This window comes from Pseudoalteromonas sp. OF5H-5, from assembly GCF_021530695.1.
In the GTDB taxonomy this organism is placed as follows: Bacteria; Pseudomonadota; Gammaproteobacteria; order Enterobacterales; family Alteromonadaceae; genus Pseudoalteromonas.
The window spans coordinates 98,058-113,113 of sequence record NZ_JAKGBF010000003.1 but is presented as its reverse complement, the minus strand read 5'-3'; the positions used below and the strand labels follow the sequence as shown (position 1 = coordinate 113,113).

At 43.0% G+C, this 15,056-nt stretch carries 9 protein-coding genes; 6 read left to right on the top strand and 3 right to left on the bottom strand.

Annotated features, from left to right (window positions below):
* Nucleotides 1–4: 4 nt before the first annotated feature.
* The 5 genes from L1271_RS05445 to rmuC all read left to right on the top strand — a co-directional run bounded on the left by L1271_RS05445 (nt 5) and on the right by rmuC (nt 7,174).
* Complete coding sequence (locus tag L1271_RS05445; protein ID WP_102058138.1) at nt 5–967, top strand: ParB N-terminal domain-containing protein; 963 nt, start codon at nt 5–7, stop codon at nt 965–967.
* A gap of 170 nt (nt 968–1,137) precedes the next feature.
* Nucleotides 1,138–4,230, top strand: a complete 3,093-nt coding sequence (locus L1271_RS05440; RefSeq protein ID WP_235367174.1) for a DEAD/DEAH box helicase — start codon at nt 1,138–1,140, stop codon at nt 4,228–4,230.
* Between the two features lie 504 nt (nt 4,231–4,734).
* Entirely contained in the window at nt 4,735–4,938 is a 204-nt protein-coding gene (locus L1271_RS05435) for a hypothetical protein (RefSeq protein WP_010376203.1), read from the top strand.
* Nucleotides 4,939–4,943: 5 nt separating this feature from the next.
* Nucleotides 4,944–5,630 carry a response regulator gene (locus L1271_RS05430; RefSeq protein WP_010605535.1) on the top strand — a complete coding sequence of 229 codons (687 nt, stop codon included), beginning with the start codon at nt 4,944–4,946 and terminating at the stop codon, nt 5,628–5,630.
* Nucleotides 5,631–5,692: 62 nt separating this feature from the next.
* Nucleotides 5,693–7,174, top strand: a complete 1,482-nt coding sequence (rmuC, locus tag L1271_RS05425) for a DNA recombination protein RmuC (RefSeq protein ID WP_102058141.1) — start codon at nt 5,693–5,695, stop codon at nt 7,172–7,174.
* 75 nt (nt 7,175–7,249) lie between these two features.
* On the opposite strand, the gene L1271_RS05420 is transcribed toward rmuC, so the two are convergent.
* Nucleotides 7,250–7,735, bottom strand: a complete 486-nt coding sequence (locus L1271_RS05420) for a hypothetical protein (protein WP_102058142.1) — start codon at nt 7,733–7,735, stop codon at nt 7,250–7,252.
* Nucleotides 7,736–8,091: 356 nt separating this feature from the next.
* On the opposite strand from L1271_RS05420, the gene L1271_RS05415 reads away from it, so the two are divergent.
* Complete coding sequence (locus L1271_RS05415; RefSeq protein ID WP_235367167.1) at nt 8,092–10,635, top strand: TonB-dependent receptor plug domain-containing protein; 2,544 nt, start codon at nt 8,092–8,094, stop codon at nt 10,633–10,635.
* 49 nt (nt 10,636–10,684) lie between these two features.
* Here the strand turns inward: L1271_RS05415 and L1271_RS05410 are convergent, their stop codons facing one another.
* Together L1271_RS05410 and L1271_RS05405 are read right to left on the bottom strand one after the other, a co-directional pair.
* Nucleotides 10,685–12,733: an ATP-binding protein gene (locus L1271_RS05410; RefSeq protein WP_174169148.1), complete on the bottom strand. Its 2,049-nt coding sequence runs from the start codon at nt 12,731–12,733 to the stop codon at nt 10,685–10,687.
* Nucleotides 12,734–13,220: 487 nt separating this feature from the next.
* On the bottom strand, nt 13,221–14,825 hold the full coding sequence (locus tag L1271_RS05405) for an isocitrate lyase (RefSeq protein WP_235367165.1): 1,605 nt from the start codon (nt 14,823–14,825) through the stop codon (nt 13,221–13,223).
* Nucleotides 14,826–15,056 lie beyond the last annotated feature (231 nt).

Sequence of the window (15,056 nt, the reverse complement as noted above, 5' to 3'; positions counted from 1 at the left end):
AATAATGGCTAGAAAACGTAAAAATGACACTCGAATAGATCCTTTTGCTACTGCGGTTGAAGGCAGTAGCCTCGACGATCTTTTAGATCAGGCGAAAGTAGGTGATGTGGTTACTATGCCTGCGCCAAGCGATCCGACAAAAACCATAGTACTGACCTGTGAAGTGGTACCGTTTAGCGAAATTGAGAGTAAAACCACAGTTTATGGGCAGAATCGCCGTGAGCAATCCCTATTAAGCGAAAAAGCGGTCGCAGATATATTACCTGCCATTAAAAAAGATAAACGTAATCTCCACCCTGCCCTATGTTGGCAGCACAATGGCAAACTTCACGTTTTATCGGGTTCTAGACGCCGTAAAGCCTGTATGCTGGCCGAAGCGGATTATGTGGTGTTGAGCTCGAAAGACTTTAGTGATGAAGATGCAAAAACATTAGCGGTATCTTCCGATCAATACATCGCCCCGAGCCTTTGGGAATTGGGTAAAGCCTATTTTGATACTAAGCATAACTTGATCAAACAAGGCCAAAAAGGATCGTATCGAGAAATCGCTGCCGTGGAAGGTGTTTCTCACACAGCTATCGCAGACGCGTTGAAAGCTTATGAAAGTATTCCGGTCGAAGTATTGCAGTTGTATCCAACGGCAAATCATTTAGGCCGTGAAGCAGCTAAAAAGCTCATCACAGCAAAACAAGAACAGCCTGAGCAGTTTTCAGAGCAAATTGCCGCACTAAAAGCGCAAGACTTTATGACAGAAGAGATGTCGGACGAGAAACGTGCTGTTCAGATCACTAAATTCTTGACCACATTCGGAAGTAGCGATTCACGTGTCGAATCCATGCTAGAGAACGACTACATTCGAGTACAGAGAAATCTAAAGAGTGGTGATGTTACCGTGAAAATAGATAATCGAGTATTGACTGATAAGCGTCTGGAACAATTGCAAAAGCTGCTAAGTAGTTATAATTAAGGTTCGTTCAAAAATTGCCGCGTTGGTTGAATTATCAAGCAACTCGGCGCTTTTTCTAGTCAGTTGACCTCCAACCAGTCCTTTTTTAGCGAATTTCTTACATTTCTCTCTTTAGCTCAAATCACTAATTTCATATACTGGCTTTTTATTTTAATTTTGACGTGCACTTAATGTCTTCGCAGTTATCTAAAGAGCAACTTTTCGCCTTATTTGAAGAAATCAAACAGGAGCAGGCTAATCAATTTCCTTTGTCTGAACGTTTTCTTCGTCAATACTTCAATTCAGCTTTACTTGCGAAAGCTAAGGAGTATTTGAAAGACGAGCAAGTCTGTTACCTTCAACACAGCGAAAACTTCGCGCAAATTGATGCACAGGTATTGGGAAATTACGGCAATACCTTCACCCAGCACATCAAAATAAACCAAACGCAAAGTAGCGTTTCGGTCGAAGCAAACTGCTCGTGTTCAAATAATCCTAAATGTCGGCACATTGCTGCGGTATTACTCAAACTTAAAATTGAACATTCTGGCGGCTTTGGTGAGGCTTATTTAGTTAATGACTGGTTTAACGAACTAGGGCAGTTGCAGCAAGTTGATAAAGCAGACGCAGAAAACGTCTTACTCTTCGTGTTAGAGCCTCGAGCAAACGAAATCCTTGTAAGTCCAAAGGTCTCGCCAAATAGGCCCGACGGTGTTTACCCCTTAGGCCGAGTGTTAACTGAGCAACAGCTCAATAGTCAAGTCGCTCCAGCTGGTCTATTAGAAAACGATTTTCGCTTATTTAGCTGGATCCGCTCGCAAAATACACCGGGTCATTTTGAGTTATTTGGCGTCTGGGGCTTTAATGCACTCACACAACTTGTGCATACCCATCGCTGTTTTTATCGTAACCAGCGCCAACCTTTGGAGCTAGGGCATAAGCAAACGCTTGATTTTTACTGGCATCAAGAAGGCAATGAATACCAACTTAAAAGCCGTCTAGCGAATGTTGAACACTGGCGCTTGATTAAAACCGAACCTCCGGTGTATCTAGATACTGAAAACTTGGTCGTTGGCAGAATTGAGTCAGAGCTTACCGCGCAGGAAATCGCCCATCTTCATACTATGCCTACCATCACGGCTGAAAAGCTAGAGCAGGTGATGGCGCGTTTCCAAGATATCTTTACGGATGATATCATTGCGCCTCCTGCTGGGTTTTCGCAGTTAGCGAGTAAGCAATCTAATGTTGCTAAGCTTATAAAACTAGATAGGCCAAATAAAATTCGCTTTGCAATTGAGCCGCTTGGAAAAGGCGCGACGAAAAAGCAATTAGCAAGGCTGGAGCAGGTACTCACTGGTCTCGGCTTTATCCATGAGGGCGACGAATTTTTATTACCAACTGAGGATGGCGTTGAAGTCCATTGGTTTAACAGGGAGATCAGGCCGCTTTTGCAGGGTAAACGTTGGATTGTTGACGAGCTGCCAAGCAATGGCCTCGTTGTTACACCAAAAGTGCTGTTAAGCCTTAAGAGAGATAAGCAACATCATGTGCTTGGAAAGGTGATGTTAGATGACAAGCCCGTTACGCTCAACTGGGATAAGCATCCGGTTCATGAGCTTAACAACCTCGCCCATGAATATCGCTACGTCGAAATTGGCGAGCAGTTCTATGCCATTAGCAAATCCATATTTGATGAATTGCTGGAGCTGAAATCTCGTTTTAGTTATTACCTTTCGAGCTCACAATTTAAATTTCCGTTGTCGTATGCCAAAAAGCTGTTTGAACTGACGCATATTCATGCTGACTCAGACGATCAAAAGCTACTTGAGTATCTCGCTGAGCTAGATAAACCGATAGAAAATCTTGACGTGATCCCTGCCAGCGAGGGACAGAGCTTCACCCTACGAGATTATCAAGCGCAAGGTGTTAACTGGCTTAAGTTCCTTAATCGTCACCAGTTAGGTGGCATTCTTGCCGATGATATGGGCCTTGGAAAAACGCTTCAGGTTATTGCTTACTTTATTTCTCAGCACAATACGCTAGTGACACAACCAAGTTTAATTGTCTGTCCGACGAGTTTAGTGGGGAACTGGCGTGACGAATTTAAACGTTTCGCACCGCATCTACCTCTCACTATTATTCATGGTTCCAATAGAGATGAAGCACTCACTAACTTGTCAGGTGCACGATTTATTCTAACGACGTATCCGCTACTTAAGCGCGATGTGGCGTATTATAAAGGACTAGATTTTGATTCCATCGTGTTGGATGAGGCGCAATATATTAAAAACGAAAGCGCACAAATCTCTAAATGCGTAAAGAGTCTATCCGCGCGTTTCAAACTTTGTTTAAGTGGCACACCAGTAGAGAATAATTTACTCGAACTTAAATCGCTGCTCGATTTTGTCATGCCTGATGTGTTGGGCACTAAGCAGCAGTTTAAGCAACACTTCCAGATCCCAATTGAAAAAGAACAAGATCGCCCTAGAGCTCGAGAACTCAGATCGCTGATCGCACCTTTTATTCTTCGTCGTACCAAAGCTGAGGTAGTGAAAGAGCTACCCAATAAGACAGAACTCATCAAAGAATTAGAGTTCTCTGATGAACAACATAAGCTATATCAAGGTGTTCAGCACCAAGTAGAAAGCAAATTGCTCAATCTATTTCAGGAGCAAGGCGTTGAAAGAAGCAAGCTGGCATTTCTCGATGCCTTGTTAAAGTTACGTCAGATCTGCTGTCACCCACAATTGGTTGATAAATCACTGACCGACCAACATGGCGCTAAATTTGAGTGGCTTGCACAACACCTGCCTGTGCTACTCAGTGAGGGCCGTAAGATAATTATCTTCAGCCAGTTTACCAGCGTGTTAGATCTCATTGCTGAGCAGTGTCAACAGCAACAGTTGAAATACACTATGCTGACAGGGCAGACCAGACAACGGGATAAAGCCATTGAGGCGTTTACTCAAGGCAAGTGCAATGTCTTTTTGATAAGCCTAAAAGCAGGGGGAACTGGTTTGAATTTGACTCAAGCAGATACGGTTATCCATTTCGACCCTTGGTGGAATCCTGCGGTAGAAAATCAAGCAACAGATCGCGCCTATCGTATCGGACAAGATAAGCCGGTGTTCGTGTACAAGTTGATTATGGCGAATTCTATCGAAGAGAAAGTGTTTAAGATGCAGCGCGATAAGCAAGCCCTTGTTGACGCCCTATTTGCAGACTCTGGAGTCAATCTTGGTCAGTTTGATGAGTCGCAAATGCTAGCGCTGATAAAAAATTAAAAATAATTTGGAACTAATCAACAAAGGTGAAGGTCTATGATAGTGCTTGTTGTGACATTGTTGAAACAGTAGGCATATGTTGATTTTCCCCCTTTGTTACTGATTGTAATAAGCCAGCTTAATTAAGTTGGCTTTTCTTTTTTCTGGCTCTAGGGCCTGTTTATCTTTCAAGTTTGTTTTTGCAGCAGTTTGACTGGTATTTATACAAGGCAGAGCCTGCGTAGCATAGTCATTCTATGTAAGTCTGGCGATAACATAGTAGAAATGCCAATCAAGCGCTGCCCTTTGGGTTCACCTGAGTGCGCTTTGTTCATTGTTGCTCAACTTTTGCCTAGATTACTAGGCGGCAAGTCGAGCGTCGCGATCAAAACACACTCAGAAGAACAAAAATCAAACAGCAAAGGTCAACAGGCCCTAAAACATCTTTCACTCCATTTTTATTCCATAATCTCGCGCTTTAATAACTACAACGGAGAAACGCCATAGACCAATTAGGATAACGTTATGCTTTGCTACGACGCGACAATTTCACACTTAAACTTTATTGAGACGCAATCAGAATCTGACTATGATCTACTTAATGAAGTTGCGAGTTCAGAAGACTTGTCTAGTATACTTACCATGTTACTGTTCGATGACACGCTTTCAGATAAGTTAAAGCGCCAAGTTAGACAACAATTGAAGAAGTTAAAAGCAAAGAGTAAATAAATCCTATGTCTACCTCATCAAGAATTTTGCTTGTCGAAGACGACCAAGATATTGCAGAGCAGGTGCTGTTGTTTTTTAGAGCATCCGGTTTTGAAATGTTTCATATTGCAGACGGTGCCGAAGTTGTACCTTGGGTAAAGTTAAATCAACCAGATGCAATCTTGATGGATATAATGTTGCCGAACCAAGATGGCGTAGAGTGTATGCGTCAAATTCGAGCATTTTCTGAAGTACCAATTGTGATGCTGACTGCCAAAGTGGCAGAAGCGGATCGTTTACAGGGCTTAGAAGTCGGCGCAGATGATTATGTATGTAAACCTTTTAGCGCCGCTGAGTTAGTGATGCGCATGAAAGCGATCTTACGTCGTTGTGTGAACACCAATGCGTATCAAAAGCCTATCGAAGTAAATCGGGAAGAATTAACGGTTAAACTGAATGGCAGTACATTAGGCTTAACCAAAGTTGAGTTTGACGTCTTTGCGCTTTTATATGACGCACCAAACCGTGTCTTTTCAAGACAGCAAATTCTTGATTATATTCAGCCTGATAACTTTGATATTTCGGATCGCGTAATCGACAGCCACATTAAAAATATCAGAAAGAAAATCAAAGGATTAGATTTATCTCCGAAAATTGTAGAGTCGGTATATGGCGCCGGATATCGCTACAATGGTCAACAGATCACTGAATGACTAAGTGATTGAAATTTATATCTAAGGTATTATCAAAGCAGAAGAACCGATGAGATCTCAATATGCTTTGGTCAATGCTCTCCAATACGCCTGCATGGTATAGTCTTGCGCTATTTGCAGGCGGTGCGGCTACCCTACTCCCCGTCGTTTGGGTTATGCGCAGCACTTTCAAGAATCAACTCAATAATCAACTCGCCTCCGAGCAAGCACTTAGGTCGCAACTAAGCCAAGCTGAGCAACTCGCTGAGCAATTAAGAGCGCAGCAACTACAAAGTCATGGCCAACAGCAGCAACTGCAAGCGAGATTAGCTGAGCGTCAACGGCAAGCCGCTGAATATCAGCAGCTGTGGCAGCGAGAGCTCGATGCCAAGGAAGAAATTCAAGTGCATGCTCATGGGCTAGAAGTTGAAATGGCCAATCTGCAAACCTTGCTGGAGCAAAAGCAACTGAGCTTTGAGCAGCAGCTCGCGCAGCTTGAGCAAGCGAAGGGCCAGCTGAAAGAAGAGTTTCACAATCTCGCGAATCAAATATTTGATGAGAAAAGCGAGCGCTTTAGTCATCAAAGCAAAGAAAAAATCCAGCAGTTGCTGCAGCCAGTACAGGGTGAATTAAAGGGCTTTAGAGATAAAATGGAAGCCATTCATAGTGAAGAGCTGAAGCAACGGGCGTCATTAAAAACCGAATTGCTGCACTTACAAGCCAACAATAAAGCCATGACCGAGCAAGCAGATCGTTTGACCACGGCGTTACAAGGGCAAAAGAAAGCACAAGGCAACTGGGGCGAACTCATGCTCGAAAATGTGCTAGATAGCGCTGGGCTACGTCCGGGTTACGACTATCAGCGAGAAGTCAACTTTAATACCGACGAAGGCAAGTTTCGCCCTGACGTCGTGGTTTACTTACCGCAATCTCGTCACCTGGTAATTGACGCTAAAACCTCATTGAATGCCTATACAAGGTATATTAATGCCACAACCGATAGTGAAGCGAATCAAGCCATTGTGGCACACACCGAAGCCATCACTGCACGGATCAAAGAGTTGGGTAGTAAATCTTATGAGCGCTTACCAGGTCTTAACTCCCCAGAGGTGGTCATCATGTTTATCCCTGTGGAATCTGCATTTGTTGAGGCGGTTAAGCATAAGCCAACGCTTTATCAGGACGCTTTACAAAACAATGTATTGGTGGCAACGCCAACAACGCTTTTAACCAGTCTTAATATCGTTAAACAGTTATGGCGTTTTGAAGAGCAAAGCAAGCATACCAGAGAGCTGGCGCTTCGAGCTGAGAAGTTTTATAACAAGCTCAATAGCTTCTTACATAGTATGGAAGGGGTGGGTAAGCAGCTTGATAAAGCAAAAGAGAGCTACGAGCGAGCATTTTCTCAGTTATATATGGGTAAAGGCAACTTAATTAAGCAAGCTTCTGAATTTAAAGAACTAGGCGTTGCCGTAGTCAAGGAGCTACCCGAAGAACTCGAAGAAAAAGCTAAACTTGAGCTCGAGCCGGTAAGTCAGCTTGGCAACCACGATAGCTCGAAATAACGCTTGAAATCCAAAAAAACAAAAAAGGCCCATTGGGCCTTTGAACGAAAGATAAAAGAATTTAACCTGAAATGATTAAGGTGTCTTGCACTTGGCATAGTCACTGTGGCGTGGCGTATCCGAATACAAGTGCATATAAAGCGCAAACTGGCTGACATCACGCCAAACATTGCTATTGGCCGGTGGGCATAGTGACTGCTCGATATAACCCTTCAGTGCCTGTCCCGTTAATGCTAATTTAGTCGGGATACGGATAAACACATTGATGTCATCTTTACTGGTTTTTAAATGTGAGAACTGCCAGCTTCCAACCATATACTGTTTGGTAAAGTAGCGGTTGATACGCATTTGGGATTCTTTACTAAGCTGCTGAGTGGGTGCCTCAGGCGTTTCGGTAACAAATGCCCATGCACTTATCAGTGAAATAATAGTGGCTAGTACAAAAGTCCAAATCACAGCTGGTGATAGTTTATTTTTTGGCTTTATTTGAAGTTGCTGCTGGTTCGCTCTAGATTCAACAATTTTCAACCATTCAGCATGTTTTAGCGTCCGTTGTGTCATTGGTACTCTCCGTTTCTGCATATTGGTATTTAAGCGCTTCAATGTGGAGTAAAGATGGAGTGAGTAAACATCAGACCAGTGCCCTTATGAGGTATAAGTTAGATCTAAAAATTCTTTATTGTCGATGAAAGAATAATTCTAAAATTCGCATCTTTTCTGATGAGAGTTGCTTAATCTTAGGGTGGTATTGAATTAGTAAGTACCAACATTTTAGTCTTAAGTCTAATGGGGGTCGTACCGAATTTGTGTTATTTACTTGGGTACCTATTCAGTCTTGATTTATCTTCATATCGACTAAATTAAGTAATAATCGGTCTTTTACAGACTCTGCGTTCAACATATTCACGGGACAAACTATGCAATTTATTAATAACAAGCTGGAAAACGCTGTTCGCAAGCCAATCTCGTTGGCTGTCGGTGCTGCGCTTCTTTCAACTATTTCAATTCATGCGCAAGCAGAAAGTAACAACACTGAAGCCAAAGAAAGTGTTGAAGTCATCGAAATCACTGGTACGCGAAGAAGTCTTCGTAGTATTGCCGAGAGCACGGTGCCGGTAGATGTGATTTCTTTAGAAGATATGCAAAGTACCGGTCAGCTGGAGCTGAGCCAAGTACTCACTACGCTCGTGCCAAGTTTTAACTTCCCAAATTCAACGCTGGCGGATGGTACGGATCACGCCCGTCCGGCAGTGCTTAGAGGTTTAGCACCGGATCACACCTTAGTGCTGGTTAATGGTAAGCGTCGTCATGCTGGCGCATTATTGAATTTAAATGGTACCGTTGGTCGTGGTTCAACGGCGGTTGATTTAAATACTATCCCAGCTGCCGCGATTAAGCGTATAGAAGTACTGCGTGATGGCGCTGCTGCTCAATACGGCTCAGATGCCATTGCTGGCGTTATTAATATTGTGCTTAAAGATGCCGAAGAAGGCGGCAGTATTAGTGTGACCTATGGTGAGCACGATACGCAGATGGCAGGTGTCCCTGACTTATTACAAACCCGTGCAAACGCTGCGGGCGATTTAGACTTTGTGCTTGGAGATGACCGCAAGCGTAATGATGGCAGTACTACAACAATTGGTGCCAACGTTGGTTTTGCTTTAGGTAATGAAGGTTTTATTAATCTGTCTGCCGAATATAGAGATAAAAAACCGACTAATCGTTCAGGCTTTGATCCAAGAGAGCAATATGCTCGTGATGAAAATGGTCAACTTGACTCAAGAGAGTTTTCATTTGATCGCTACAACCACCGTTTTGGTAAAGCTGAAGTGGAAGACTTTGCACTATTTTATAATGCGGGTTACAACCTAGATGCGGAAACCGAACTTTATTCATTTGGTAGCTACTCAACACGTGAAGGTAACTCCGGTGGTTTCTATCGTCGCGCAAATGACAGCCGCAACTTAACTGCGGTATACCCAGATGGTTTCTTGCCTCAAATCGTCAGCGATGTAGATGATTACTCTTTTGCGGTTGGTGTAAAAGGCACTCAAGGTGAGTGGGATTACGATATCAGTACAAACTATGGTGTGAATGACTTCGCTTTGGGTGTCGTAAATAGTTTGAATACTTCGATGGGGGTAACAAGTCCGACTGAGTTTAATAACGGCGCTTTAGTTTATTCGCAGTGGCTTGTGAATGCTGATGCTAAAACGGCATTGGATTTGGGCTTACCGGATGACGTATTTTTCACGATTGGTGCAGAATATCGCCGCGAAACCTATGAAATTGAAGTCGGTGAAGAAGCGTCTTACCTCACCGTGCTTGATGCAGAAGGCAATCCCGTTGCAGCTGGTGGTGCGCAGGTGCTCGCTGGTTTCTCACCAGCAAGTGCTGTCGATGAATCTCGTCATAACATCGCTTTATTCGCAGAGTTTGATACCTACTTAACGCAGGACTGGAATGTCGTCTTGGCGGGTCGTTTTGAAGATTACAGTGATTTTGGCAGCACTTTCACCAGTAAACTGGCATCGCGCTATGTGGTGTCGAATAACTTTTCACTACGTGGTGCAGTAAGCACAGGTTTTAGAGCGCCTTCATTGGCTCAAACGTCCTATAAATCAATTGCTACGGTATTTGAAAATGGCGTACCGAGTGAAGTTGGCCACTTCCCTGTTGATACGCCAGCTGCAAAAGCGCTGGGTGCTCGAGAGCTTGAACCTGAAGAGTCGGTCAATATGACGGCGGGCTTTGTCTACACACTAGACGCGTTCTCATTTACTGTGGATGCCTATCGAATTGACATCGACGATCGCATCGTCCTTTCTGAGAACTTGGGCGGTCCTGAGGTCATTAATATTTTGCAGCAAGCGGGTGAGCTTAATACGCAAAGTGTAAGGTACTTCACTAATGCTATCGACTCGCGCACTCAAGGTGTGGATATCGTAGCAACGTACAGTTTTGATCTTGCCGACTACGGTAATCTGCGTTTAAGTGCCGCGGTAAACATCAATGACACTGAAGTGACGCATGTAAAAGCAAACCCTGCTGAGCTTGAAGCCCTTGGTGACAGCTATGAGTACTTTGCTCGTCGTGAAATTGCACGATTTGAAGATGGAACACCAAAAGATAAGTGGAACTTAGCTGCAATTTGGCAATTTGGCGATTGGCAGACGACATTACGTGCCACACGCTATGGTGAAACGGTGGACTCTTCTAGCGCAGTAGAAGGCGATGAAGTATTAGACGCTAAATGGATCACTGATTTAGAAGTGGCTTATAACCTAGGTGACAACTGGAAGTTTGCTGTAGGCGCTAACAATTTATTTGATCAATATCCTCAAGATACTGTTAGTAATATTGGTTATACAACGTTTAACCAGATCTTCCCTTACTCTGCGTTCTCGGCATATAACACCGATGGTCGTTTTGTGTATGGCAATATCAGCTACCGTTTCTAAGCAAGCTCAGAAAGACAAAAGGCCAAGCATCTGCTTAGCCTTTTGTACTTTATGCTGGTACATCTACCGCGTGAGGTAAGTTTATCTGAATACACAAACCGCCATACTTCCCTGACTTCACTGTGATTTTTCCATTCATCGCTTCAATTAAGCTCTTACAAATAGATAAGCCAAGACCTGAGCCTCCTGTTGCACGACTTCTCGATGCCTCGACACGGTACAAGCGTTCAAACAGTTTGTTCTGCTCGGCCTCAGATACGCCTGGTGAGCTATCATCTACTTGTAGGAATAGTTCTTGTTTATTGACCACAGCTTTAAACCTTACCTTGCCGGGTTTATCTGTGTATAAACATGCATTCTTAGCAAGATTATCGATAACCCTATCTAGCTTTGGTTTATCAATGTAAATACTCATATCATCGACGTGAATGTCGGCGATAAATTGCAGCTGATTACTTGTTACTAATCTTTCAATATCGTACACATAGCTTTGGATAACCGTTTTCGCGCCATGCTGCTGGGGATGGATCACTAGCGCGTCATGATCTGCTTGAGACAATTGATATACGTTCGAGATCAATTCATTTAGCTGATTTATCTTGTTGTTGATCTTGGCATACGCAAGTGTGCTGTCATCAATAAGATTGTGTTCCATCGCTTCTATATGGAGTTTTAAGACACTGAGTGGCGTGCGTAACTCGTGGGAAATATCGGCCAGCATTTTATCTTTATGCTCAATATTCAATTGATACATTTTTGCTTTTAGCGCCGCATTTCTATGTTTGACAACAAAAAATCCGACTAGAAATAATCCAGCTAAAAAGGTCGAGATTGCAGTGATCACCCACATTTGTGTGGATAGCTTGGCGTTTTGTAAGTTAACCTCGGTTATGGCTTGTGCAGAGCGTGCTTGCTCCAGTTGTTGAGATTGAATAAGCGCGTCAATACTGGCTTTATAGGTACTTACTTGTTTTTCTAGTAATGTTTCATGAAGTTGAGTCTGTAGCTTTGAAGTCGACTTCATAAATTGAAAAGCTTGGGCGTATTCATGATGTGCAGCAAGCGTTATCGCTTTAAGGCGATGATATTTTTCGAGCAGCACCTCTGCCGTTTCTATTTCGGTTAGGGCGTCCAGCTTGGTGAGTAGTGTTTTTGCTTTGGCTAATTCTTTACGTTTTAGCCTAACTTCTAACTCCGTCAGGTAGGCGTAAAATTGTTGCAGTGTTGAACTGGTTTGAGTGGCATATTCAATGCCTGCAAGTGCATCCGACAGGGCATTGTCTAAGTCTGCCTTGGCTATATGGATCAATGCGGAGTTTCGATATGCCCTAGCGAGTGAAACCCTAGCATTGAGTTCTTTTAGAAATTCAATGGCCTCTTTTGTTTGCGCTAATGCTTCGTCCGTTTTACCGTTCTTAAACTTCAGCTCTCCCAAGCGAAGGGCCGTGCCTGCGACGTTGCGTAATTCTTTTGAAGCTTTATCTGCAACGAGAGCTTGTTGAAAGAAATACTCTGCATTTTCCTCATCCCCCATACGCACAGAAATATCACCGAGATTATAAAAGTTAGCCCCTTGTTTTTCGTACTGATCAGTTCCTTTTAGTAATTCATAGGCTTTTAAGTGATATTGCATAGATTGCGCAAGCAGATTTCTATGGTCGGCAACAACACCTAGATTATTATAGGTTTGCGCCACTAAATTTGATTTATCCATTGCCTCGGCTGAAGCGAGCGCTTTTAAGTAAAAAGACTCGGCCTGCTCAAGCTGGCTTAAGTTACGATAGTTAATGCCTATCTCTCTGTATAAATCATACTTGCGCGCTTCGGTAAGGAAAAACTGCTTTTCGATATAGCTAAGGGTAGATATTGATTTCTCATATAAGTCTTGCTTTCGATAAATCATGGCCTGCAAATAAATCGCTTGATATCGCGTTTCTTCTTCTTCACTGACGCTGGCCGTTTCAATTTTAACTAAGGCTTCGGTGTATTTGCCCGCCTTTTCTAAATCTTCTATTTCCTTGATAACTGTATTCCCGGCCTGGCAATGCATCGCTGTAAGCAGTGCTACTGCTTTTATTAAGTTCTTAATGGGGGTCATGTATCAACTTTAATGTACTGTAATCAGTTTTATAGTTTTACATGGAAAAGTGGGGTAAATATGGAAAGTGTAAAGGGGGTTTACAGCAGAATGAAGTGCTTATAAATCTGAGGTTAGTCATATTTTGATTTTTAGTCAAAATAAACTCAGAACAAAATTTTACTAAGTAAGTTAGTAAAAATGTGACCTGTCGCTGGTTTAGTTAGTAAAATTTTGGTTTGTGAAAGTGAAAAAAGTCACAAATGCGCTCTTTTTTGTCCGGATCTTAGATCTTTACTGTAAAGATCGGGATCGTTAGGTGTTGAGTTAATAAAATTCTGATCTCAAATAGGTCTAGGTTAGTAAAAATATGATCTGAATAACTGACGTTGGTAAACACGTGATCTCAGTGACCAGTAGCTAGTAAAAATCTGATCCACATAGATAAAAGGGCCTGACGGCCCTTGCTGATTAAGGAACTATATAAGTCGTTATCTAAATCCAATGTTTAGAACTGGTTCATGGTGTTGGCTTCACCGCCTGCTTTGAGTGCGTTCTCACCAGAGAAATACTCTTTGTGCGTGTCACCGATATTAGAGCCCGCCAAGTCTTGGTGTTTAACTGATGCTTGCTCGCGACGGATTTCTTGTCGTTGCACATCGCGTACATAGGCAAGCATACCCGCGTCACCAAAATAGCCTTCAGCCAGAATATCAGTGCTGAGCGCTGCTGTATGGTAAGTTGGCAGTGTAATAAGGTGATGGAAAATTCCCGCTTCTCTTGCCGAGTCACGCTGGAAGTTTTGCACCAGTAAATCGGCTTCGGTTGCCAACTCGGTTGCGTCTAACTCTGGCGCCATCAATACTTTTGCATCCGTGCTTGGATTTGGGTATGCCGATAAGTCTTTACCTTGCTCTTGCCATTGTTGGTATACCTGTTCACGGAATTTTAATGTCCAGTTGAACGATGGCGAGTTGTTGTACACAAGCTTAGCGTTAGGCACTTGTTCGCGAACTCGGTTAACTAGCTCGGCAATTTGCTCGATATTTGGCTTTTCGGTTTCAATCCACAATAGATCTGCGCCTGATTGAAGACTGGTTACACAGTCTAGTACCACACGATCTTTTTCTGTGCCTGCTCTGAACTGGTATAAACCGTTGTCTAAGCGAACTGGCTTTTGCAGTTCGCCACTCAATTTAATTGCCATCTCACCTTCTTGTAAGTCAGCGGCCGAGGTAACTGGCGTAGTGTCTAAATAGCTAGTGTATTGACTCGCAAGGTCGCCCTGCGCTTTTGATACTGGCACTTTTTGCGTCAAACTTGCACCCAATGAGTCAGTGCGTGCGACGATAACGCCATCTTCAACACCAAGCTCAAGGAAAGCATATCGTACAGCGTTAATCTTGGCTAAAAAGTCTTCATGAGGAACCGTTACTTTACCTGCTTGGTGGCCACACTGTTTTGCGTCCGATACTTGGTTTTCGATTTGAATTGCACAAGCACCCGCTTCAATCATTTGTTTAGCTAATAGGTAGGTTGCTTCTTCGTTACCAAAACCGGCATCAATATCAGCAATGATAGGCACGACATGGGTTTCGAAGTTATCGATTTTGCTAAGGATCTCTGTTGTATCTTGGCCTTTTGCTCTCGTTGCATCAAGATCTTTGTAGAGATGATCTAGCTCTCGCGCATCGGCTTGCTTGAGGAAAGTGTAGATCTCTTCAATCAAAGCTGGAACCGCTGTTTTTTCATGCATACTTTGGTCTGGTAGTGGGCCAAACTCTGAGCGCAGCGCAGCAACCATCCAGCCACTTAGGTAGACGTAAGAGCGTTTTGTGGTTTTATTGTGACGCTTTACTGCCATCATCATTTGTTGCGCGGTAAAACCGTGCCAACAACCAAGCGATTGCGTGTATTGGCTGCTATCTGCGTCGTACGCTGCCATGTCTTCACGCATCACTTTTGCCGTGTATTTTGCAATGTCCAAACCGGTTTTAAAACGGTTTTGTAGGTGCATACGGCTGGCATACTCAGGACTGATAGACTGCCAAGTTTTTCCTTGGCTTTGGCATAGACTAGAGAAATGATCTAACTGAGTTTGATACTGAGACATAATTAGCTTCCTTTGAACGGGTACTATAAATCAAATTAAATTCTGGTTGTTTGTTACACGAAACCAACTGGTGTGAGAGTGGTTGGCTGCGGGCTTAATTAAACACTAGGCCGATAAATTAGATTTTTTAAATTTATAGTTATTATTACGAGTATATTTTTTGTGAATGGGAAAAGGGGTTCGTTTTTCCAAAAATTGTTTTATGTTTGACCTATCCCGTTCAAAAAATGT

Coding starts and splice junctions, on each gene's coding strand:
- L1271_RS05445 (WP_102058138.1), top strand. CDS start 5: ATGGCTAGAAAACGTAAAAATGACACTCGAATAGATCCTTTTGCTACT.
- L1271_RS05440 (WP_235367174.1), top strand. CDS start 1,138: ATGTCTTCGCAGTTATCTAAAGAGCAACTTTTCGCCTTATTTGAAGAA.
- L1271_RS05435 (WP_010376203.1), top strand. CDS start 4,735: ATGCTTTGCTACGACGCGACAATTTCACACTTAAACTTTATTGAGACG.
- L1271_RS05430 (WP_010605535.1), top strand. CDS start 4,944: ATGTCTACCTCATCAAGAATTTTGCTTGTCGAAGACGACCAAGATATT.
- rmuC (WP_102058141.1), top strand. CDS start 5,693: ATGCTTTGGTCAATGCTCTCCAATACGCCTGCATGGTATAGTCTTGCG.
- L1271_RS05420 (WP_102058142.1), bottom strand. CDS start 7,735: ATGACACAACGGACGCTAAAACATGCTGAATGGTTGAAAATTGTTGAA.
- L1271_RS05415 (WP_235367167.1), top strand. CDS start 8,092: ATGCAATTTATTAATAACAAGCTGGAAAACGCTGTTCGCAAGCCAATC.
- L1271_RS05410 (WP_174169148.1), bottom strand. CDS start 12,733: ATGACCCCCATTAAGAACTTAATAAAAGCAGTAGCACTGCTTACAGCG.
- L1271_RS05405 (WP_235367165.1), bottom strand. CDS start 14,825: ATGTCTCAGTATCAAACTCAGTTAGATCATTTCTCTAGTCTATGCCAA.